Source organism: Halomonas sp. PGE1, from assembly GCF_013000985.1.
Taxonomy (GTDB): Bacteria; Pseudomonadota; Gammaproteobacteria; order Pseudomonadales; family Halomonadaceae; genus Halomonas; species Halomonas alkalicola.
Window position 1 is genome coordinate 2,574,006 of record NZ_CP053032.1, and the last position, 20,036, is coordinate 2,594,041.

Consider the following 20,036-nt stretch of genomic DNA (forward strand, 5'->3'; position numbering starts at 1 on the left):
TGGCGATAAGGGAAGGCTGCCAACCCGCTAAGACCTTATGCAGCCTTCTCTATCTGCTTATAAAGTGCATCAGGTGCTAGGTCTGCACCGTTAGGCCAACAGACAACCCCAAATTCATCGATGGTTACCAGAAAAAATAAAGCTGGATCTCTTAGTGGCTCGAACACTGGACCGAACAACCTGTCCTTGAGCGAAACAACACCACTGGAGCCATCTGCAAAGACTACACGCAACCGGTAATCGCACAGTGCTTCTACATAAGTAACTTTGTACGCCATACTGACTACCGATGCAAAACGCACTTACTCTGCCTTGGCAAACTCTAGCACGGCATCCTTATGCGCCATCGGCAGGACACTGACCCCGGTCTGCTGCAGCAACGCTACGGCATGGTGGTAGGCCTCGCCCCGCTGGCTATCATCATCGGGACCTTCTACGGCAAAGAGCACACGCCGGGGCAAGCGGTGACGTCGTTTGAGCTCATTGATCCGAAACTGCCACTTGCCACCATGTTCGACGATGTGGCTAGAGTCCTGCTGCCCTAGGTTAAGCGGCTTAATGGCGCACACCACCTCAGCCTGCTGCTTTTCAACGAAGGGGAAGCTAACGTGATACTCGGCATCGCCCAATTTCTCAGGAGTAAAACGCTCCCCGAGCTTTGCCTGGTAAAGTAGTTGACGAAGCTGGCTTTCCAGCACGGTTTCGCGATATTGCTTGGTCGCAAAGCTATGCTCGACATAATAACCAAACAGCTCATCCAGTTTCTTTTCAGGCTCTTCGGCCAACACTACCCGTGGTTCGCTGAAACGCAGCATCGTTTCGCGAGGGCGAGTGAGCTCCGTAAAAAGTTGCTTGGCGAATGCCTCGTCGTTGTGCTTGAAGCGCTGTTCAAACCCAGTGTCCTTGAGTAGTGCATGAACGCGCTCCAGCTCTTGCTTAACGGCATAAATGGCAGAGCGATACAGCCGCCCCTCCAGATCTTTGAAGAAGCTTGTTAGCCGTGCATAGCGCCGAGTTTCTAACTTGAACCCGAAATAGCGGTCGCGCGGAGAGATCATCACCACGCCGACGTTGGCGAACTCACCAGTTTCCACATAGGGCATGAAACGTACAATCACGTACTGGCACGCTATGCGCTTCATTGCCACCCCCAGAATTCGTCGCGATTCACCTGGGCTAGCCCTTGGCGAATCGCTTCATGATCAAAATCGACTCGGGTGATTAGCTCCTCGTCGAGGTACCACCACTCTTCGGGAACCTGTTCGAGCATGCTGTCCCAGTGCTGCAGCGCCGCGATCATGGCATCGGCCAGCTCATGCCGGCGTAACCAGTCATGATGAATCGTAGCCGCCTGGGCGCGGAACACATGGTGCGCTAGAAAGTCATGCGGATCGAAGGCCTGATCAAAGGCTTGGTTGTGGTCGATCACTACCAGTTCACCGGCCCCCTCATCCCAGAACAGGTTCGGATTGCCACCCCTGGCTGTCAGTATGCGGTCTGCGTTGTGAATCCACCAGTCGAAAGCCAGCACCTGCTGCTGCAGCTCGCTCGGCACATCCTTCACTCGGCTGAAGCTCAGCTCCGATACGCCGCATTCCCGCGAGGCAAAGGCGGGCCCGATCCCCAGGTCGCCAAGATCCAGACCAGCCTCGAGCTCTATCAGCTCATCGGGGACATGCACGATCTCGAAAGGTGCCACCGGAAGACCGATTTCCAGCGCAAGCGAGCCGGCGATCCACTCGCATAGCTGACTACGCCGTCCCGCGCCTACTCCTTTCACGAAGTAGACATGACCATCATCACCACGACAAATATAGGGTCGGGTCATGCCTTGAGTGGATCGACGCATCACCTCAACGATTTCAACCGGCACCTAGCACAGCCTCTTGACTGCTGGCGTTACGCAGAAAGGCAAATCGCTCATCATGATTTTACTCATGAGACAGTATTACCCCCTGTTCCCGATCGATACGGTGAATCGGCAGTTCTTCGAGGTTCGGTGCCGCCAGTATCACATCCACCTTGCGGCCCTGCGTGGCGCGCATGACCTTGACGCTGAGCCATGCCGACAGGCGTGCTGGATGCTCAACCGCTTCATCGAGCTCCACCATGAGGTCGATGTCGCCGCCCCTGGCAGCGTCGTCAACGCGAGACCCGAACAGCCGGACATCGGCCTCTTTGCCGAAAATCTCGGCAGCGGCCGCCTTGATGACATCGATTTCGTGCTGATTCAGTCGCATGTTCGTTCGTGCCGACAGGTAGGTCATGGCGGTTGCACCCTCGGCGGCTATACTGGCTACCTATCCAGCCAAGCCCTGTCCAACATAGTCTAGCCTGACTGGAGCGGGGGTACCATGCGCCGTGATATTCGTAACGGGCAGCTGATCGAGCCCGATGAGGCGGTGGTGGAGTTCGAACGCCTTCCCCAGGTGGTGAAGCGCCTGTCGGCCCGGGCGCGTCGCCATATCGCCAACAGCGTGTCGAAAAACACCATCCGCGGCACGCGGGCCGATCTGCGCGTCTACCAGCGGGCGGGTGGCCTGCTGCCGGCGGATGAGTTCGTTATCGCCAACTTCATCGCCGAAGCGCATCGCCAAGGCAAACCGGACGTGGCCATCAAGCGCATCAGCGGCCATCGGGACCAGCGCACCTTCGAACGCTATATCCGTCGTACCGACGAGTTCGAGGACCACGCCGGTGACTTCTATCCCGGCGTGGAGGAGGCTCGTGTCTAGCCTTTGGCCTTCCGGTAACTTCTCAGGCTTACTGCAAAGCGCGAGAGGAATACCAGCATCACGCCGAGCATACCGCCGAGCACCAGGGAAAGCGCCAAGATCAGCGCGCGGCGCGGCTCGCTGGGACCGGCCGGCGGGAAGGCGTACTCGACCACATCCACTACTCGCTCGGTGTGGTTGGGCTCGACGCCTTCGTCGACGCCCTGGAGGCGCCCGCTATCAAGCAGCTCCGCAATCCTCACCCGTTGCTCCAGCTGCTGCTCGGCCTCCCTGATCTCATAATTGCTAAGCCCTTCACGAATGTTCTCTTCAAGGACTTGAAGCTCAGCTTCCAGCGCCTGGTAACCCATGAAATAGAGAGGCAGTGAACCATCACCACTGATATTGGCGTAGATCACTTCAGAGCCACTGGGCTGACGGCCAAACTGCTGCGGCGTTGTGGGTTTCTCGATCCCCAGATTTCTCGCCACCGTGATGGCTTGCTCAAGCGTAAACAGACGATCCTCTCGGCTGCGCTGCATTGTTTCTTTCTTAAGCTGAAGATCAGTGATCAATCTAGCAATTTGTGCACGGTTGTGGTCATCAAAACGACTGCGCAGCGTACTCCATACCTTTATGGCTGTATCTCTCACATAAGCGTTGAGGACGTCAGCCCCTTCCTCTCCTTCAGGATAGGTGTACGTTAAATTCATCACTTGCTGGCCATTCCGGTCAGCGCCTAGGCCATCGATACTGAATCTTCCGCTGAACACCCTGCCTAAATCGGCATCTTCGGCCAGTACAAACTTTTCCCGGTTTTCGTTAACAAAGGCCTCGAAATTCTGAAAGCTTGAAAGACGATTACCCAGAGCTCGATAGGCTTCTTCAGGACTGATGGAAAACCCGCTGAGAAGATTGAAACCAGAAAAATTGGCACTAGACGCTGGTACCGCACGAAACCGCGTTTCATAGGTCGGCGTTGTCACCGCCAGGTAGGCGAAGGCAGCCACAACCGCGACCACCACGGCACCGACGATCCAGTACCAGCCCTCGACCAGCATCAGCGCCAGGTCGCGCAGGTCGATTTCGTCGTCATAGTGGTTCTGCAGGTCTTCACTGGTCATGCGTGGGGCCATCCTCTGGATCGCGAGCTCTTGCGGGGTGGGGCTTCAGGCACGCTACCGCCCGGGGATTGTACCGGGCGCATTCCCATGCCCTTGTTAGTTCGGTGCGGGAGGCTGTCATGCGTCAGGAGCGCGATGGGGATCCCATTGCTCGGCGGTGGGGGCAATCGTCCCTTGCCTGTACTCCTGCTGGGCGTGAGCCAGCTTCCCTGCGGTGTCTTGTAGGTATCGTTTAGATCGGCATTCTACGTCAGGCGGGGGGAAGGGCTCTACCTCTCTTACAAATTTTGACTGTTTGGGTGATAGGTACGGTGGCGTACTGGGGAGGCCTTCGGCCTCCATTCGCCCGGCGGAGCCTGGCTCCTAACAGTAGCTGTGAGCCTGGGTGGCAGCGCCATGCGCCCTCGGCACCGCTGGGCGGCTGCGCCGCCATTCGCCCGGCGGAGCCTGGCTCCTACCAGTAGTTGCAAGCCTTGGTGGCACCAAGAATCGCTCATCTACGCTTGTACAGAACCCCACCCCCCTACCCCACCCACGACGCCCTACAGGGCGTCGGCGTTGGCGGGGTGTGGCAGGGCGCGGTCAAGCAGGCTTCTCCAGCGAGCGATGATCGGGGCGTCGGAGTGGTTGACCTCGGCGAGCAGGCGGCGCAGCTCCTGGCGGGCCTTGTCGTCGGCGGGGTCGATCAGGGTGAGCCACAGCTCCAGGCCGTTGATCTGCTGGTGCAGGTTGCCGTCCTCACGGGCCTGCTGCTGGGCGAGCTCGATCAGCGCGATGATCTCCTCCCGCGGGTGGCCGAGGCGGTGGCGCACCCGGGCCAGGTGCACGGCGAGCTCGGGCACGAAGAGCGTGGTCTTCTCCCGGGCGAGCAGCAGCGCCTGGTCCAGGTAGTCCTCGGCGCGGCCGAACTCCCCCAGCGCGACGCAGGCGTCGACGTACCACAGCGAGGGGCGGCTGTAGGGGTCGCGGCCGGTGAGCTCGATCAGCTCCTCCTGGGCCTGCTCCACCTGGGCCAGCCCTTCGCGGTCGCCGGCCATGGCGCGTTGCCAGCCCATCACGCCGCGGGCGGACATCTGCCACAGGTGCAGGTCCTGGCTGCCGGTGACCTCATAGGCCCGCTCGGCGCGGGTGGCGGCGAGATGCACATGGCCCAGCTGACGATAGAGGGAGGCGGCGTACATCAGCGCCATGGCCAGGCTGCCGGGGTGACCGATCTTCTCGGCCAGGCGAATGGCGGATTCCACCTGGGTCTCGGCGCGGCGGTAGTCGCCGCGCAGGCAGAGCGCCCAGCCCTGGAAGCAGGCGGCGGCCACCTGGGGATGGTCGGAGAAGGGCAGCCACTCGATCATCATCGGTGATTCGAGGGGGTTGATCTCCTCCAGGTGGTCATAGGCGCGCTGGATGCGCCCGGCCCAGTACTCGCAGCTGGCCCGGGCGTACTCGGCCAGGCGGCGGTAGCGCGGGTCCTCCATGCGCTCGGCGAGGCCGGCGAGCTTCGAGGCGAGGTGGAAGGCGTCGGCGTGGGCGTGGCGCTGGCTGCACCCCACCCACAGGCCCCACTTGACCAGGAAGGCCTGCTCCAGGTCGGCGGGCTCGCCCTCCTCCCCGCCCCGCTCCTTGACCTGCCGCAGCAGGTCGCGGGCGCGCACGAAGCTCTCGTGGGCGGTGGGCGAACCGTGGCCCTCCAGGGCGAAGGCGGCCTGGCCGCGCACGGTCAGCAGGCTCACCTCGCGCTCGAGGCGGGCCTCCACCTGACGCAGGCAGACCAGGCCGAGATCGGCCATCTTCAGCGCGGTGCGGTTGGCGCTCACCTTGAGCGCCTCGCGGGCGGCCAGCTCGTAGTAGCGCGCACCCCGTGCGTAGTGGCCGCTGCGCCGCAGGTGGGTGGCGAAATCCCCCGGGTGGCGGCTGATCCACATCGGGAAGCGCTCCTCGATCAGCTCGACCACCTGGCGGTGGATCGCGGTGCGAACGTCTCGCGGGCAGGAGAGGTAGGCGGCCTCCTGCAGCAGCTGGTGGGTGAACTGGTATTCGCGGCCGTCGTCGTCGCCCTCCACCGGCTCGATGATCTCCAGGCGGCGCATCTGCTCGAGGGCCTGGCCGAGGCGCAGCTTCTCCCAGCCGCTGCACTCGGCCAGGAAATCGAAGCGGAAGCGCCGGCCCAGCACCGCGGCGGCGTGGGCCACCTCGCGGTCGGCGTCGAGCTGGTCGATGCGGCTGCCGAGCAGGCCGAGCAGGCCGTGGGGCAGCTCGTCCAGGTGCACGCTGCGACCCTCGCGGCGGTCCATGTCGACCCGCCGGCAGATCTCCTGCAGGTAGAGCGGCACGCCGTCGCAGCGCTCGATGATCTGCCCGCGCAGGCGCGGGCTCAGGTGGATGCGGTAGCGCCGGGCGAGCTGGGAGAGCAGCCGCGAGGACTGCATGGCGTCGAGCCGGCCCAGGGTGATCTGCTGGTCCCAGTGCAGCCGCGCCGGCAGCGCCTCGCGGCCGTGGTGGCTGGCCACCAGCATGAAGGCGCAGTTGATCGGCAGGCGCGCCTGCAGGCCGGCCAGCAGCTTGAAGCTGGGCTCGTCGAGCCACTGCAGGTCGTCGATCATCAGCACCAGGGTGCGCTCGGCGGCAAAGGCCGTGACCAGCCGCTGCAGCAGCCCCACCACCAGCTCCACCGCCTCGCCGCTCTGAGTGAGCAGGGCCACCTCGCGGGGCTCCCGGGCGCCCAGGGCCTCCTCCAGCAGCTGCTGGCGGGGCTCGTCGAGCTCGGCAAGCCCGAGGGTCTCGCGCAGCTCGGCCAGCGCCTCGGGGGTAATCGGGCCATTCAGCCGCCAGCGCAGCAGCTGACGCGCCACGCCGTAGGGCTCCTGCACCGAGAGCCGGGTGGTGGGCTGCCAGCAGATGGCGGCGTCGCGGCTCTGCTCGAGTTGGCGGAAGCCGACCATCAGCGCCGACTTGCCCATGCCGGAGGGGCCGCGCACCAGCAGGCTCTGGCGCAGGCCGATGCCGGCCCGGGCCAGGGCGTCGCGCAGGGTGCGCAGCTGGGTCTCGCGACCCACCAGGCTGGGCGGCAGCGCCTCGCGGCCGCCCTCATTCGCACCCAGCACCAGCGCGCGCAGGCGCACCCGGCCGTCGCTGGCCACCAGGCGGGAACTCAAGCGCGGCTGCAGGTCCAGCGCCGGCGGCATGTGCTGGCTCGCCTCCTGGGAGATGACCAGCTCGCTGCCCTCGGCGGCGGCCATCAGCTCGAGCGAGCCCTGGGTCACCTGGCCCAGCGGGTCGACCAGGCCGCGCTCCGGCAGGTAGATCACCCGCCCGCTGTTGAGGCCGGCGGCGAGCTCCACCCGGGGCGGTTCGCCCTCGCCGCTCCAGTGGCGGCGGCTCTCCTCGGGGAGCATGCGTCGGCAATGTTCGTAGAGCGCCACCAGCTCGGCGAGCTGATGGGCCGGGCCATGGGTGCCGAAGCAGGCGAGGCCCAGGCCGCCGGTGGCGCCGGGCAGCCAGAAGCCGCCCAGGTGGTGGCACTGCTCCTCCAGCCAGCGCAGCAGCTCGACCTGCAACATCAGGCAGTCGCGGCTGGCCGGGCGGCTGGAGAGGTCGCCCTTCAGGCGCAGGCGAATGGCCATCACCGAGAGCTGGCGCTGCTCGATCTCCTCCTCGCGCAGCGGCGCGCTGTCCGGCGCCAGGGTGCGGGCGAAGCCGAGCCCGCCGGCGGCGGCCACGTCGGCGTGGGAGTCGGACCAGTAGCGGGCCAGCTGCAGGAAGGCGGGCTCGGGCTGCTGGCCGGAGAGCGCCAGCAGCTGCAGGTAGGCATTGTACTGCTCGTGCGCGGCGGCCAGCTGGCCCTGCTCGGCGAGCTGGCGCACCAGCTTCTCGTGGAAGGGGCCGTAACCCGAGAAGCGGTTGACCAGATCGACCAGCAGGCGGTCGGGCACGCTGTCGTGCTGCTCGAGCACCGACTCGGCGAAGCGGATCACCCGCTGGCGCCAGTCGTTGCGCACCTGCACCAGCCAGCGCTGGAAGTCGCCGCAGTTGTTGAGCTGCAGCTCCTCGGCAAGATCGCCCTGGTAGTGATCGAGCAGCGCGGCCAGGGTTGGCAGGTCGCGTTCGCCGTCGAGGCGGCGCTGCACCTCGTGAAGATCGAACTGCCAGCGGGCAGGCAGGCGGAAGGCGATGGTCTGACGCGAGACGGCGAGCACCTCGTCGGCGTGCTCTCCCAGCGACTGGCGCAGGCAGTGCAGCGCATGGCGCAGGTTGGTGCGCCCGGAGGAGAGCCCCTGGTCGGGCCACAGCAGCTCCGCCAGGGTGGCACGGCTCACCGGCTGGCTGTGCAGCAGCAGGTAGACCAGCAGCGCCTTGACCTTGTCGTAGCTGAACTGGGTCAGGGCGTCATCGCCCAGGGTCAGCGAAAAGTGGCCGAAGAGAGCCAGCCGATCCGCTTGTGGGGTATCGGTGGCGTCGGAAGCATCCCGCATCATGTCGGTCCTGCCTGTCTCGGGCGGCGGCCTCAGGCCGGTACGCCGCTGTGAAAACGGAACGCCGTGTCGGGCGTCTGCACCAGCTCGGCTTCGCGGTCGGCGAAGAACTCGACTCGGGACTCGATGGGTGAGGCGGCCAGGTGGCGGGCCAGCATCAGGTAGTCCTCGTAGTGGCGCCCTTCCGACTTAACCAGAGTGCGATAGAACTTGGCAAGCTCGGGGTCCAGGTGGGGGATCAGCCGCGCGAAGCGCTCGCAGCTGCGCGCCTCGATGAAGGCGCCGATGATCAGGATGTCCACCAGCCGGTTCGGCTCCTCCGCTCGCACGTGGCGGCGCAGCCCCTCGGCATAGCGCGAAGCCGAGATATGCCGGTAGGAAATGCCGCGGCTCTCCATCAGGGTCACCACCTGCTCGAAGTGCAACAGCTCTTCCCGGGCCAGCTGGCTCATCTTGGTGAGCAGCAGCGGCTGGTCCACGTAGCGGTAGAGCAGGCTCATGGCCGTGGAGGCGGCCTTCTTCTCGCACTGGGCGTGGTCGATCAGCAAGAGCTCGGGGTTCTCCAGCGCCCAGGCCACCCAGGCATCCGGGGTGCGGCAGCGCAGGAAGTCGAGCAGCTCAGCGGACAGCAGATCGTCGGCGCTGGCGCGGACGGGCTCGGGCAGGGTCACGGACATGAAGGGCTCTCGGCGGAACAGTCAGGTAAATCAGGTAAAGAAGAAAGGCGGCGGGCCTCGGCGGCCTCGTTAAGCTCGGCGGCCAGGCGCGCGTGGAGCTCGGCGACGGGAAGGCCCTCGCCCGGCCCGGTCGGCGCGAGGCCATAGCGGGGGAGCTCCTGGATCCGCTCGCGGCCGACCCGTAGAAGCTCCACCGCCCGCGACAGCCCCGGCTGATCCGCCCGGAAGCGGATGCGGTGGCGCTTGAGCTGAGCCTCCAGGGCGGCGGCGTCCACCAGGCGCAGGTAGCGGCCGGCCACGGCCTCGCGCAGGGCATCGAGCTCGGCCATGCGGGCGGTGCGCTCATTGCCCGCCAGGGCGAACCAGTCGCGGATCTCCGCATCGCTGCGCTGGCAGCCGCGGCAGGTGCGATCCCCCAGGGTGGTGGAACAGAGCCCCACGCAGGGCGACGCGATGGCGCTCACGCTCGTTCTCTCAAGGTCGTGCTCCCAAGCTCTGCCATCCCACCGCCGTCCCTCTCGTTGAATGCAGCGTTGATAGTCGGACGAGATAGTAACGCGAAATGAGTGTTTGAAACAGCCGCCCGGTGGTGTTGCCCGATGTTGCTGTGGCCTCCGCCTTCGCCCCGCAGAGCGTGGCTCCCACCAGTAGCAATAGCCTCGGTGGTAGCTGGGTGCCTACCAGAAGCAACAGCTTCGGTGGGAACTGGATAACCAACAGTCGCTACAGCCTCGGTGGTTAACCTGACCTCCAAGGCTTGGAGCTACTGGTGGGAGATGGGCTCCGCCCGGCGAATGGCGCCGTAGGCGCCCAGCGGTGTAGCTGGCCTGTGCCGAGGCCACAACATTCGCCCCGCAGAGCGTGGCTCCCACCAGTAGCAATAGCCTCGGTGGTAGCTGGGTGCCTACCAGAAGCAACAGCTTCGGTGGGAACTGGATAACCAACAGTCGCTACAGCCTCGGTGGTTAACCTGACCTCCAAGGCTTGGAGCTACTGGTGGGAGATGGGCTCCGCCCGGCGAATGGCGCCGCAGGCGCCCAGCGGTGTAGCTGGCCTGTGCCGAGGCCACAACATTCGCCCCGCAGAGCGTGAGCCCGGCCAGGTCGATCAGGCCGCGCAGCTCGCGCTGGAACGCCAGCGCCACGGCCATTAGCCCCCAGCTCAGTACGGTGGCCAGCGCCGCCCCGGAGACCCCCATGGCCGGGAAGGGCCCGACGCCGAAGATCAGCCACCAGTCGAGCAGCACGTTGACCCCGGCGGCCAGCGCCATCATCAGCCCTTGGGTGACGGTATTGCCGTGGGCGCGCAGGATGCTGTTGAGCACCCGCGGCACCACCACCGCCGCCGCCCCCAGGTACCAGATGCCCATGTAGTCGCGAATGTGCGGCATCAGCGCCTCGTCGGCGCCCAGCAGCCGAAACAGCGGCTCCATGGTGGCCAGGCCCAGCAGAGTCATGGCTAGCCCCACCGCCAGCGCCAGCAGGGCCGCATCGGTGGCGCGGCGCCGCACCGCCTCATGGTCGCCCTGCCCCAGCCGGCGGGCCACCACCGCCGAGGTACCGATGCCAAGCCCGATGGCCAGGCTGATCACCGTGAACACCACCGGGAAGGTGAAGGAGACCGCCGCCAGCGGCTCGGTGCCGAGCCGGGCGATGAACCAGGTATCCACCAGGTTGAAGCTCATCATGGCGATCATGCCGCCGATGACCGGCAGGGTCTTGCGCAGCAGGGTCGTGGCGATCGGCCCCTCGAGCAGCTCCCGGCGCATCGGGCGGCGGGAAACCGAGGGGGAAGCGGAGCCTGAAACAGAAGGCGAGGACATGCGTGCTCTCGACGAGGAACAAGCAGCGGATTGTGCCCGGTTTCGACGGCGAGTTGAAATCGCGCCCGGGACCGGCGGTGTTACTGGCCTCCAAGGCTTGGAGCTACTGGTGGGAGATGGGCTTCGCCCGGCGGTGTTACTGGCCTCCAAGGCTTGAAACTACTGGTGGGAGATGGGCTTCGCCCGGCGAATGGCGCCGCAGGCGCCCGGCGGTGTTACTGGCCTCCAAGGCTTGGAACTACTGGTGGGAGATGGGCTCCGCCCGGCGAATGGCGCCGCAGGCGCCCGGCGGTGCTGCCCGCCGTTGCTGTGGCCTCCGCCCATTCGCCCCGCAAAGCGTGGCTCCCACCAGTAGCAACAGCCTCTGTGGTAGCTGGATGACTACCAGAAGGAATAGCCTCGGTGGAAACTTGATAACCATCAGTAGCAACAGCCTCGGTGGCAGTGGGATGACTTCTGTGGCCTGGGGCAACTGGTGGGAGATGGGCTTCGCCCGGCGAATGGCGGCGTAGCCGCCCGACGGTGTTACTGGCCTGTGCCGGGGCTTCAACATTCGCCCCGCAAAGCGTGGCTCCCACCAGTAGCAACAGCCTCTGTGGTAGCTGGATGACTACCAGAAGGAACAGCCTCGGTGGAAACTTGATAACCACCAGTAGCAACAGCCTCGGTGGCAGTGGGATGACTTCTGTGGCCTGGGGCAACTGGTGGGAGATGGGCTCCGCCCGCGGTTCGACGCCTCGGCGAATGGCGGCGTAGCCGCCTAGGGCACCACCACCACCGGGATGGGGATGCGAGCTAGGACCTCGGGGTCCTCCGCGAAGAGGCGGGTGAGGGTCTGGCGGCTTATCACCAGGGCGCCGCTGCGGGCGCGGGCGAGGAAGCGTTCGAGCTCGGGGGCCGCCATGGGGGCGAGCTCCTCGCGGCCGCGAAACAGCGGGTGGCTGCGCGAGGCCTCGGCCAGGGTCTCGCCCCAGGGCAGGGTCGGGGCCTCACCGCGCAGGGTGCGCAGCGGGCCGGGCGACGGCGGGTGGCGCTCGTCCCAGATGATCACCGTGCAGGGGGCCTCCAGCACCAGACGGCGGCTGGTGGAGCCAAGCCGCGAGCTCCAGCCCCAGCGCGAGGATAGCCCTGCCTTGCCGAGCACCAGCACGTCGCAGGGCGCGGCCGCGGCCAGGGCCTCACTGACCACCTGGCCGCGGCTCACCTGCAGACGGTGGCGCAGCTCGCGCCCCGCCACCGCCTGCTCCAGGGCCCGAGTGATGCGCTGCAGCTGGCGGGCCAGGCTCGCCTCCAGCGCCTCACTCTGGAGCGGGCGTGAGAGCCCGGTGCTGGCCCCCACCTCGCAGGAGAAGGGGAAGGCCGCGCAGCTCAGCAGGTCAAGGTCCTCGATGAACAGCGCTACCAGCTCGGCGCTGACCTCATCGGCCAGGGCCACCGCGGCGGCCAGCGCCGCCTGGCTCTGACGGGAGTCGTCCAGCAGCGCCACCACGCGCATCGCCTGGCTTGGCTCACTCATCGCCGATGCCCTCCCCTTTATGGTCGCCGGCATTCTCATCGACCCTTGCCTGGTCCTTTTCGTCAGCCCCGCGGGCGGCCTTGATGGCATCGGCGAAGGCTGCCAGGCGCGCCTGCACCCGGCCGTTGACGCTCTGCTCGGGGAATCGGCCGCCCTCGTCGGGCTCGCCGGGCGCCTCGCCGGTGAGCAGCGCGAGTGCCTCGTCCACGTGGCGCACCGCGAAGATGCGGAAGCTCCCCGCGGCCATGGCCTCGCGCACCTCGGCCTTGAGCATCAGGTGCTCGACGTTGCTGGCCGGCAGGATCACCGCCTGGCCGCCGAGCTCGCCCCGGGCGCGGCAGACGTCGAAGAAGCCCTCGATCTTCTCGTTGACCCCGCCCACCGCCTGCACCTCGCCGTGCTGGTTGATGGAGCCGGTAACGGCAAAGCGCTGGTCGAGTGCCACCCGGGCGATGGCCGAGACCAGCGCGCACACCTCCGCCACCGAGGCGCTGTCGCCCTCGATACCGCCGTAGGACTGCTCGAAGGCGAGGCTCGCCGATAGCGACAGCGGCGCATCCGGGGCGTAGCGCCCGGCCAGGAAGCGCGACAGGATCATCACCGCCTTGGTGTGGATGCGCCCGCCCAGGCGCGCCTCGCGTTCGATATCCACCACCTGGCCGGCGCCGGGCCTGGCCGTTGCGGTAATCCGAGTCGGCTGGCCGAAGGCGAAGTCGCCCAGGGCCAGCACCGAGAGGCCGTTGACCTGCCCCACGGCCTGGCCCTCGGTGGCAATCATCACCGTGCCGCGGTTGATCTGCTCGAGACTGCGCTCGCGGATGCGCCCGGCGCGGTAGAGCTGCTGGGCCACCGCCTTCTCCACGTGGGCGCGGGTGATCACCGTGGCATCCTCCATGGCCGCCCAGTGGTCGGCCTCCTGGAGCAGGTCGCTCAGGTCGCGGTGGCGGGCGGTGAGGCGCTGCTGGTCGTCGGCCAGCCGGCTGGCGCGCTCGATGGTGGCCGCCACCCCGCTGCGGTCCAGCGGGCGCAGCGCTGCCTCCCGGGCCAGGGTCGCCACCATATGGGCGTAGAGAGCCAGGTTGGCCTCGCTGCGCGGCAGCTCGTCCTCGAGGTCCACCTGCACCTTGAACAGCTCCAGGAACTCCGGGTCGTGCTCGCACAGCAGGTAATAGAGCAGCCGCTCGCCCAGCAGCACGATCTTCACGTCCAGCGGAATCGGCTGGGGCTCCAGGCTCACGGTGCTGATCAGGCCGTAGGCCTGCTCCAGGGATTCGGTGCGGATCTCCCCCGCGCGCAGCACCCGCTTGAGGGTCTCCCAGGCGCCAGGCTGGGTGAGCACGCCGCGCACGTCCAGCACCAGGTAGCCGCCATTGGCGCGGTGCAGGGCCCCGGCGCGGATCAGCGAGAAGTCGGTGAGCAGGGTGCCGTTGTGCACGTGGTGCTCGATGCGCCCCACCAGATGCTGGTGGCCCGGCAGGTCCTGATAGATTACCGGGGCGCCCTCGGTGTCGGCGTTGTCCACCAGCAGGTTGAGGTGGAAGCGGCTGAACACCGCCTCGGGGGGAATATCGGCGTCGTCGGCGATGAAAGAGTCGACGTGCTGGACGATCGCCTCGCGGATGGCGGCGAGGTGGGCGATCACCCCCTCCTCGTCGGCGTAGCGCTCCTCGAGCTCCGCCAGGGGCGCGCCGATGGCGGTCTGCAACACCTCCTCGTTGAGACCCACGATCTGGTCGCGCAGCTCCTTGGCGAGCTTCGGCATGCGGCGGATCGCCTGGGTCAGCTTGCGCTGCAGGATCTCCACCGTGTGCTCGATGCGCTCGCGCTCCTCCTTCGGCAGCTTCTCGTATTCCTCCGGCGACATCATCTTGTCGTCGTCGCCCGCCGGGGCGAAGGTGAAGCCGTTGGGGGTGGAGAGCAGCAGCACCCCCTGCTCTCGAGATTCGCGGCGCACCGCCTCGATGGCATCGCGCTGGCGCTCGCCCATGGCCTGCTTCAGCTCCTGCAGGCGGTTCTGGTACTCCTCGCTCTCGAACACCGCCGGGATCGCCCCGCGCAGCTCGTCCACCAGCGCCTCGATGTCGCGGCGCAGCTGGCGGCCCAGCCCCGGCGGCAGCTGCAGGTAGAGCGGCACCGAGGGGTCGTCGAAGTTGTAGACGTAGCCCCAGTCCGGCGGCGGCGCTTCGTCCCGGGAGCGCTCCTCCAGGAAGTGCCCCACCAGGCTGTGCATGCCGTGGCCCGGCTGGCCGAGCACGAAGAGATTGAAGCCATCGCTTCTGATCGCGGTGCCGAAGTCCAGCGCCTCCCGCGCGCGGTCGTGGCCGCTCAGCAGGTCCAGCGACTCCAGCTCACTGGTCACCTCGAAGGAAAAGGCCTCCTCCGGGCAGGCCCGGTAGACCTCGGAAACCGTCAGCGCCTCGACCATCACCCTCTCCCTGTACGTGCGCGGCATCTCATCCCGCCTGCCTTGGTTCGCATTCTGCAAATTAGTTCGCTTGCTTCAAAGATGACGCATATAGGGGCGGCGGTCGAGGGGGCCAGGCTCAATAGTGGTAGCGGCACTGCACGATCACGATGGCGCTGTCGGTGACCTTGTAGACCAGGCGGTGCTCGCGATCGACTCGACGCGACCAGTAACCCGACCACTGATGCCTGAGGGGCTCGGGGTCACCCAGGCCGTCGAAGGGCTGGCGCTGGATATCCTTGATCAGGGTATTGATGCGTTTGAGTGTCTTCTTGTCGCGCCCCTGCCAGTAGAGATAGTCCTCCCAGGCAGGTGTCGCCCACGTCAGCATCATGGGTCGATGAGTCCGTGCTCGCCTCCCTCTCCGCGTTCGACCTCGGCGATGGCGTCGTTGAGGCGGCGGGCATTCTCGGGACTGGCCATCAGGTAGGCGGTTTCCTCGTAGGACTTGAAGTCCTCGACCGACATCACAATGGCCGGCTTGCCATTCTGGCGCGTGATCAGCACCGGCACATGATCATCGTTGACACGGTCGAGCACCTGGGCCAGGTGACTGCGGAAATGGGTATAGGTGACGGTATCCATGATGGACCTCCTGTAACGACCTTCATTGTACTCATTTCTGTACTTGACGTCCTCCCCTCCCTCAGCTGCTTAGGCAGCTGCCGCCAACGGCGGAAAGGAAGGGGATTCCTACGGCGCTCAGGCACGGCATTGAGCCATCCCTGAATCGCTTCGGTGGGTTCCTGCTGCTGGCGGCCTTACTGCACCACTCACTTCACAGGCTAGCCGGGCGTGCCCCGCCCTTAATACATTGATGGCGCCGATATGATCGGCATTGGCCTCGAAGCCACAATCGACACAGGCAAAGCGGGCCTGGCTGCGCCGGTTCTCCGCAGCGACATGACCGCACTCGGGGCAGGTGCGGCTGGTGTTGTGCGGTGGCACAACGACCAGATGCGCCCCACGCCAGGCCAGCTTGTAGTCGAGCTGGCGACGGAACTCGTACCACCCCTGATCGAGGATCGAGCGGTTGAGGCCGGATTTCTGGCGAACATGGCGGCCTGGCTCCTCGATACTGCCTCTGGCCGAGCGCGACATATTGCCGACCTGCAGGTCTTCCAGCACCACGAGCGCGTGGTTTTGGCTGATCATGGCGGAAGCCTTGTGCAGGAAATCACGCCGGGCATTGGCGATGCGAGCCTGGAGTTTCTGGACGCGGGCCTTGGCCTTCTTCCAGTTGTTGCTGAACTTGACCTTGCGACTCATGGCTTGCTGCGCCTTGCGCAGTGCCGTCTGGTGTTGCTTGAAGCTGTTGAGTGGTTCCAGGTAGCTGCCATCGGAGAGCGTGGCGAACCGCGCCACGCCCATGTCGATGCCCACAGCCCCGCCAATCGGCGCCGGCACCGCGACCTCACGCTCAGTCTGGATCGAGACGAACCATCGCCCCGCCGACTGGCTGACGGTGACGTTCTTGACCGTCCCCAGCACCTCGCGGCTCTTGCGGAAACGTAGCCAACCCAACTTGGGCAGGTAGAGCCGCCGATTGCCCTGGTCGAGCCGGATCTGCTTGGGATCGGGGTAGCGGAAGCTGTCACGCTGACCCTTCCTCTTGAAGCGCGGGAAGTCCGCCCGCTTGGCGAAGAAGTTGGCATAGGCGCGATCGAGATCCTTCAACGACTGCTGGAGCGGGTGGATCGGCCCATCCTTGAGCCATGGCGTGTCGTCACTGTTACGCCAGCCGGTAAGCTGCTTGCACAAGGCCGCATACCCCAACGTCTTCTCACCGGCTGCATACCGCTCCTTTTGCAACGCCAGCCCTCGGTTGAACACGTACCGTGCCATGCCGGCAAACTGGCGCATTTTCCGCACCTGCTCGCCGTTGGGCATCAGTTCGTATTTGAAGGCTTGGAGTCGTTGCATAGTGACCCGAAGCTATATTTATATCCAGTAGTATAGGGCGCCTGCGGCGCCCGCGCTATCCTTCCTCGGCCTGAAGTGCCGAGGCTTGTCGCGCTTTTTGGTCAACGCGATGAGGGACAACCTTCAGGGTTTTCCCGTACAGCACCCAGAGCAGCGCCAGCCAGGCGCAGGCTTCCGCCTCGGCTCATAGCCGCGACACCCAGGCGTCCACGGCATCGCGTAGGCGCTGGTGCACCAAAGCAAACATCTCCTCGGACTGGCGGTAAGGGTCCGAAATCTCCCGCGCCCCGGGCAGCCAGTGCCCCAGCAGCAGGGTCTTGCCGAGCGCGGCGGGGGCCAGCTCGGCCACGGCGCGGCGCTGCCCCTCGCTCATCACCAGCACCAGGTCGGCCTCGGCCAGCAACTCGGCATTGAGCTGGCGGGCCTGATGCCCCGCGACGATGAGGCCGTCGTCCTCGGCGAGGCGGGCGGCGCTGGGCTCCACGCCGTGCCCCACCAGGGCCCCGAGGCCGGCGGAGCTCACCTCCCGGCCCGGCAGGCGAGCCCGCAGCATCGCCGCCGCCACCGGGCTGCGGCAGATATTGCCGGTACACACCACCAGGATACGCTGGAACATGCCGCCCTCCTTCAGGCGCTCTCCCCCTCGACGGCGGCAACCGGGCACTCGCTGCCCAGCGTCACCTCCAGGGGATGGCCGGACTCCCGGGCCCAGGCCAGCAGGGTGTCGCGCAGGGCGCGCTGGGCATCGGCCTCGCCGTGGACCAGGCGGATATGCCGGGGCGGTTCGCGCATGCGGCGCACGAAGTTGAGCAGGTCGCGGCGGTCGGCGTGGGCCGAGTAGCCGGAGACCGTCTCCACCCGGGCGCGGATGTCGATGCGCTCGCCGTCGAGCTCCACCCAGCCGCCGCGGGGCCCGTAGCGCTGGATATCGCGCCCCGGGGTGCCGCTGCCCTGGTAGCCGGTGAAGAGCACGCAGTGGCGCTCGTCGGGGAGCATCCGCTTGAGGTAGTTGACCACCCGCCCGCCGCTGACCATGCCGCTGGCGGCGATCACCACCGCCGGCCGGCCGCTCTCGGCGAGATAGGCCAGGGTGCGCTCGTGCTCCTCGTGGGAGCTAACGGTATAAAGGTTCTCGAAGCTGAGCGGGTGGCGCCCCGCCCGCAGCCGGCGGTGGGCCTCGGCGTCCCACCACGGCTTGAGCTCGCGGTAGACCTCGGTGAAGCGCGCCGCCAGGGGCGAATCGACGATGATCTCCAGCGCCTGCCAGCGCGGGCTTTTCGCCTGGTGGATCAGGGTCTCCAACTCGTAGAGCAGCTCCTGGGTGCGGCCGATGCTGAAGGCGGGGATCACCACGCTGCCGCCATTGGCCAGCGCCCGGTCGATGGCGGCCTTGAGCCGGCCGCGCCGGTGGCGGCGATCCTCGTGTTCGCGGTCGCCGTAGGTGCTCTCCAGCACCAGGGTGTCGCAGCGCCAGGGCGGCTTCGGTGCCGGCAGCAGCGGCGCATGGGGGGCGCCCAGGTCGCCGGAGAAGAGGGTGCGGTGGGCGCGGCCGCTGGCCCGCTCGAGAGTGTCCACCTCCACATAGGCGGAACCGAGGATATGCCCGGCGCGCTTGAGCCTGACGCGCACCCGGTGGCGGGCATCGTCGACCAGGGTGTGCCAGTCGCCGTAGTCCAGCGCCACCAGCCGCCCCTCCACCTCGGCCAGGAAGCGCTCGATCAGCGCCCGGTCGCGGGTGAAGCCGATCTTCAGGGCGTCCTCGATCACCAGCGGCAGCAGCCGGCGGGAGGGCAGCGAGCAGAGGATCGGCCCCCGCCACCCCGCCGCCAGCAGGTAGGGCAGCCGGCCGATATGGTCGATATGCACGTGGGTGACCACCAGCGCCAGCACATCCTCCACCGGGAAGCGCACCTGGAGCTGCTCGAAGCCGTCGAGCCGGTCGGCGTCCTGGCCCTGGAAGAGCCCGCAGTCGACCAGCAGCGCGCGGTCCTCGGCGATCTGCAGCCGATGGCAGCTGCCGGTCACCCCGCTGGCGCCGCCGTGATGAAGGATCTGTGGATAGGTGCTCATGGCGCACGGCCTCCCTGCCGAGGGTGGTCGTATCACTATAGCCGCTGTGGCGTTCGGCAACCCCGCCGGGCGGCTTCGCCGCCATTCGTCGAAGCGTCGAACCGCCGGCGGAGCCGATCTCCCACCAGTGGCCGCAAGCTCCAGGAGTCATCCCACTGCCACCGACGCTGTTGCGACTGGTAGGAGCCACGCTTTGCGGGGCGATCAGGAAGAAGGTCATTTACAGAAATATTTCCCACAAACACTTGTCTACGACCTTGGTCGCAGCTATAGTGTGCAAAACAGCATCTGGAAATACTTTCCATAAATTAAACCCAGGAGGTTCCCCATGACCACCGAGCGCATCCCTACCATCTGGGACCAGCCCCTGCCCAGCGCCAAGCGCACCGAAAAGAAGGCGCGCAGCACCAACACCGAGCGCTTCCTCACCATCTGGAGCCGGCCGATCGCCCGGCTGCCCAAGGCCGGCGCCTGATTGACCGCCGGGCTCACGCCCAGCTGCCATGAACCCCACACAACAGCGCCGCGGCAAATGCCGCGGCGCTGTTGTACCCTGTTCTTCTCGAACCTTTTGCGGTCCATGACATGCCTGACTCCCAACGCACACTCAGTCAACGCGACCTCCCAGCAGTAACGGCTTACCTGGCAGCCACACTGCCCTCGCTGCAGGCGGTCTACCTGTTCGGCAGCCAGGCCACGGGGGAAGCGACGGAGGAGAGCGACGTGGATCTTGCTCTGCTGCTGGCCTCGCCGCTGCCGCCCGAGCAGCGCTGGCAGCTGAGTGGCGACCTGGCCGACAGGCTCGGCAAGGAGGTCGACCTGATCGATCTTCGCCGGGCCTCTACCGTGTTTCAGCACCAGGTCGTGACGACGGGGGAGCGGCTATGGCATCGCGGCAGCGATAGCGACGAGTTCGAACTCATGGTGCAGAGTGAATACTGGGACCTGGCCATACAGCGCCGGGCACTGATCGCCGACATCAAGGAGCGAGGCAGCGTTCATGGCCGATGACGTTCTGCTCAACAAGGCCGCGAGCATCGAGCGCTGCGTGGCGAGGGCCTCACTCGCCACGTCCATGAAGCAGATGACAGGCTTTTGCAATGTGGCCGTCCATGATTATCAGGCGGTGCAGATCCCCATCGTGATCGCCATCATCAATAAACTCACCGGCGGCCTGCTGGGTGCCTGCGGTAAGTATGAGATGTGCCCAGCAAAAGGTTGAAGGCGCGTGGTCCAGCGCTGGGCGGCTGGGGGTGAGGG

Annotated in this window: 20 protein-coding genes; 4 read left to right on the forward strand and 16 right to left on the reverse strand. The window is 66.2% G+C overall.

What is annotated here, in order from left to right; all coding sequences use genetic code 11:
• Positions 1 to 35: 35 nt before the first annotated feature.
• Genes HIR79_RS18840 through HIR79_RS12185 form a run of 4 tightly spaced genes read right to left on the reverse strand, consistent with a single transcriptional unit; the run spans position 36 to position 2,267 of the window.
• Positions 36 to 278 carry a DUF2442 domain-containing protein gene (locus HIR79_RS18840; protein ID WP_119023507.1) on the reverse strand — a complete coding sequence of 81 codons (243 nt, stop codon included), beginning with the start codon at positions 276 to 278 and terminating at the stop codon, positions 36 to 38.
• A gap of 24 nt (positions 279 to 302) precedes the next feature.
• On the reverse strand, positions 303 to 1,142 hold the full coding sequence (locus HIR79_RS12175; protein ID WP_169959568.1) for a DUF3037 domain-containing protein: 840 nt from the start codon (positions 1,140 to 1,142) through the stop codon (positions 303 to 305).
• The gene (locus tag HIR79_RS12180) at positions 1,139 to 1,873 is read right to left on the reverse strand and encodes a HipA family kinase (protein ID WP_211620763.1); all 735 of its coding nucleotides are present in this window, start codon (positions 1,871 to 1,873) and stop codon (positions 1,139 to 1,141) included. The genes HIR79_RS12175 and HIR79_RS12180 overlap by 4 nt, the downstream gene beginning before the upstream one ends.
• Positions 1,874 to 1,931: 58 nt before the next feature.
• Positions 1,932 to 2,267 carry a nucleotidyltransferase domain-containing protein gene (locus HIR79_RS12185; protein ID WP_211620766.1) on the reverse strand — a complete coding sequence of 112 codons (336 nt, stop codon included), beginning with the start codon at positions 2,265 to 2,267 and terminating at the stop codon, positions 1,932 to 1,934.
• An 87-nt stretch (positions 2,268 to 2,354) separates the two neighbouring features.
• On the opposite strand from HIR79_RS12185, the gene HIR79_RS12190 reads away from it, so the two are divergent.
• Complete coding sequence (locus HIR79_RS12190; RefSeq protein WP_169955845.1) at positions 2,355 to 2,735, forward strand: site-specific integrase; 381 nt, start codon at positions 2,355 to 2,357, stop codon at positions 2,733 to 2,735.
• Here HIR79_RS12190 and HIR79_RS12195 read toward each other — a convergent pair.
• The 12 genes from HIR79_RS12195 to HIR79_RS12250 all read right to left on the reverse strand — a co-directional run bounded on the left by HIR79_RS12195 (position 2,732) and on the right by HIR79_RS12250 (position 18,776).
• Complete coding sequence (locus HIR79_RS12195; protein WP_169958570.1) at positions 2,732 to 3,838, reverse strand: Wzz/FepE/Etk N-terminal domain-containing protein; 1,107 nt, start codon at positions 3,836 to 3,838, stop codon at positions 2,732 to 2,734. The two genes, HIR79_RS12190 and HIR79_RS12195, sit on opposite strands and share 4 nt — an antisense overlap.
• Before the next feature lie 542 nt (positions 3,839 to 4,380).
• The gene (locus HIR79_RS12200; protein ID WP_169959571.1) at positions 4,381 to 8,304 is read right to left on the reverse strand and encodes an ATP-binding protein; all 3,924 of its coding nucleotides are present in this window, start codon (positions 8,302 to 8,304) and stop codon (positions 4,381 to 4,383) included.
• A gap of 32 nt (positions 8,305 to 8,336) precedes the next feature.
• Positions 8,337 to 8,981 (reverse strand): MiaE family protein, encoded by a 645-nt coding sequence (locus HIR79_RS12205; RefSeq protein WP_169958571.1) that lies wholly within the window; start codon positions 8,979 to 8,981, stop codon positions 8,337 to 8,339.
• Positions 8,972 to 9,445 (reverse strand): DUF1289 domain-containing protein, encoded by a 474-nt coding sequence (locus HIR79_RS12210; RefSeq protein WP_169958572.1) that lies wholly within the window; start codon positions 9,443 to 9,445, stop codon positions 8,972 to 8,974. Before HIR79_RS12210 ends, HIR79_RS12205 begins: the two co-directional genes overlap by 10 nt.
• 440 nt (positions 9,446 to 9,885) lie before the next feature.
• A complete protein-coding gene (locus HIR79_RS12215; protein WP_249322138.1) occupies positions 9,886 to 10,803 on the reverse strand; it encodes an MATE family efflux transporter in 918 nt (305 codons plus the stop codon).
• Between the two features lie 760 nt (positions 10,804 to 11,563).
• A complete protein-coding gene (locus tag HIR79_RS12220) occupies positions 11,564 to 12,319 on the reverse strand; it encodes a universal stress protein (protein ID WP_169958573.1) in 756 nt (251 codons plus the stop codon).
• A complete protein-coding gene (locus HIR79_RS12225) occupies positions 12,312 to 14,771 on the reverse strand; it encodes a Lon protease family protein (RefSeq protein WP_249322139.1) in 2,460 nt (819 codons plus the stop codon). The genes HIR79_RS12220 and HIR79_RS12225 overlap by 8 nt, the downstream gene beginning before the upstream one ends.
• A 91-nt stretch (positions 14,772 to 14,862) precedes the next feature.
• On the reverse strand, positions 14,863 to 15,117 hold the full coding sequence (locus HIR79_RS12230) for a Txe/YoeB family addiction module toxin (protein WP_169958574.1): 255 nt from the start codon (positions 15,115 to 15,117) through the stop codon (positions 14,863 to 14,865).
• Complete coding sequence (locus HIR79_RS12235; RefSeq protein ID WP_169958575.1) at positions 15,114 to 15,368, reverse strand: type II toxin-antitoxin system Phd/YefM family antitoxin; 255 nt, start codon at positions 15,366 to 15,368, stop codon at positions 15,114 to 15,116. The genes HIR79_RS12230 and HIR79_RS12235 overlap by 4 nt, the downstream gene beginning before the upstream one ends.
• A gap of 117 nt (positions 15,369 to 15,485) precedes the next feature.
• The gene (locus HIR79_RS12240) at positions 15,486 to 16,706 is read right to left on the reverse strand and encodes an RNA-guided endonuclease InsQ/TnpB family protein (RefSeq protein WP_169958576.1); all 1,221 of its coding nucleotides are present in this window, start codon (positions 16,704 to 16,706) and stop codon (positions 15,486 to 15,488) included.
• 184 nt (positions 16,707 to 16,890) lie between these two features.
• Positions 16,891 to 17,322: a low molecular weight protein-tyrosine-phosphatase gene (locus HIR79_RS12245; protein WP_169958577.1), complete on the reverse strand. Its 432-nt coding sequence runs from the start codon at positions 17,320 to 17,322 to the stop codon at positions 16,891 to 16,893.
• Between the two features lie 11 nt (positions 17,323 to 17,333).
• Positions 17,334 to 18,776, reverse strand: a complete 1,443-nt coding sequence (locus HIR79_RS12250; RefSeq protein ID WP_169958578.1) for an MBL fold metallo-hydrolase RNA specificity domain-containing protein — start codon at positions 18,774 to 18,776, stop codon at positions 17,334 to 17,336.
• A gap of 328 nt (positions 18,777 to 19,104) precedes the next feature.
• Between HIR79_RS12250 and HIR79_RS12255 the strand changes: the two genes are divergently transcribed.
• The 3 genes from HIR79_RS12255 (at position 19,105) to HIR79_RS12265 (ending at position 19,998) form a co-directional block, all read left to right on the forward strand.
• A complete protein-coding gene (locus HIR79_RS12255) occupies positions 19,105 to 19,251 on the forward strand; it encodes a hypothetical protein (protein WP_169958579.1) in 147 nt (48 codons plus the stop codon).
• A 110-nt stretch (positions 19,252 to 19,361) separates the two neighbouring features.
• Complete coding sequence (gene mntA / locus HIR79_RS12260; protein ID WP_169958580.1) at positions 19,362 to 19,787, forward strand: type VII toxin-antitoxin system MntA family adenylyltransferase antitoxin; 426 nt, start codon at positions 19,362 to 19,364, stop codon at positions 19,785 to 19,787.
• Complete coding sequence (locus tag HIR79_RS12265; protein ID WP_169958581.1) at positions 19,777 to 19,998, forward strand: HepT-like ribonuclease domain-containing protein; 222 nt, start codon at positions 19,777 to 19,779, stop codon at positions 19,996 to 19,998. Before mntA ends, HIR79_RS12265 begins: the two co-directional genes overlap by 11 nt.
• Positions 19,999 to 20,036 lie beyond the last annotated feature (38 nt).

Bases quoted from the DNA above. Each gene is read 5' to 3' on its own strand.
- HIR79_RS18840 (WP_119023507.1), bottom strand. From the start codon at position 278: ATGGCGTACAAAGTTACTTATGTAGAAGCACTGTGCGATTACCGGTTG.
- HIR79_RS12175 (WP_169959568.1), bottom strand. From the start codon at position 1,142: ATGAAGCGCATAGCGTGCCAGTACGTGATTGTACGTTTCATGCCCTAT.
- HIR79_RS12185 (WP_211620766.1), bottom strand. From the start codon at position 2,267: ATGACCTACCTGTCGGCACGAACGAACATGCGACTGAATCAGCACGAA.
- HIR79_RS12190 (WP_169955845.1), top strand. From the start codon at position 2,355: ATGCGCCGTGATATTCGTAACGGGCAGCTGATCGAGCCCGATGAGGCG.
- HIR79_RS12195 (WP_169958570.1), bottom strand. From the start codon at position 3,838: ATGACCAGTGAAGACCTGCAGAACCACTATGACGACGAAATCGACCTG.
- HIR79_RS12200 (WP_169959571.1), bottom strand. From the start codon at position 8,304: ATGCGGGATGCTTCCGACGCCACCGATACCCCACAAGCGGATCGGCTG.
- HIR79_RS12205 (WP_169958571.1), bottom strand. From the start codon at position 8,981: ATGTCCGTGACCCTGCCCGAGCCCGTCCGCGCCAGCGCCGACGATCTG.
- HIR79_RS12215 (WP_249322138.1), bottom strand. From the start codon at position 10,803: ATGTCCTCGCCTTCTGTTTCAGGCTCCGCTTCCCCCTCGGTTTCCCGC.
- HIR79_RS12220 (WP_169958573.1), bottom strand. From the start codon at position 12,319: ATGAGTGAGCCAAGCCAGGCGATGCGCGTGGTGGCGCTGCTGGACGAC.
- HIR79_RS12225 (WP_249322139.1), bottom strand. From the start codon at position 14,771: ATGCCGCGCACGTACAGGGAGAGGGTGATGGTCGAGGCGCTGACGGTT.
- HIR79_RS12230 (WP_169958574.1), bottom strand. From the start codon at position 15,117: ATGATGCTGACGTGGGCGACACCTGCCTGGGAGGACTATCTCTACTGG.
- HIR79_RS12235 (WP_169958575.1), bottom strand. From the start codon at position 15,368: ATGGATACCGTCACCTATACCCATTTCCGCAGTCACCTGGCCCAGGTG.
- HIR79_RS12240 (WP_169958576.1), bottom strand. From the start codon at position 16,706: ATGCAACGACTCCAAGCCTTCAAATACGAACTGATGCCCAACGGCGAG.
- HIR79_RS12245 (WP_169958577.1), bottom strand. From the start codon at position 17,322: ATGTTCCAGCGTATCCTGGTGGTGTGTACCGGCAATATCTGCCGCAGC.
- HIR79_RS12250 (WP_169958578.1), bottom strand. From the start codon at position 18,776: ATGAGCACCTATCCACAGATCCTTCATCACGGCGGCGCCAGCGGGGTG.
- HIR79_RS12255 (WP_169958579.1), top strand. From the start codon at position 19,105: ATGACCACCGAGCGCATCCCTACCATCTGGGACCAGCCCCTGCCCAGC.
- mntA (WP_169958580.1), top strand. From the start codon at position 19,362: ATGCCTGACTCCCAACGCACACTCAGTCAACGCGACCTCCCAGCAGTA.
- HIR79_RS12265 (WP_169958581.1), top strand. From the start codon at position 19,777: ATGGCCGATGACGTTCTGCTCAACAAGGCCGCGAGCATCGAGCGCTGC.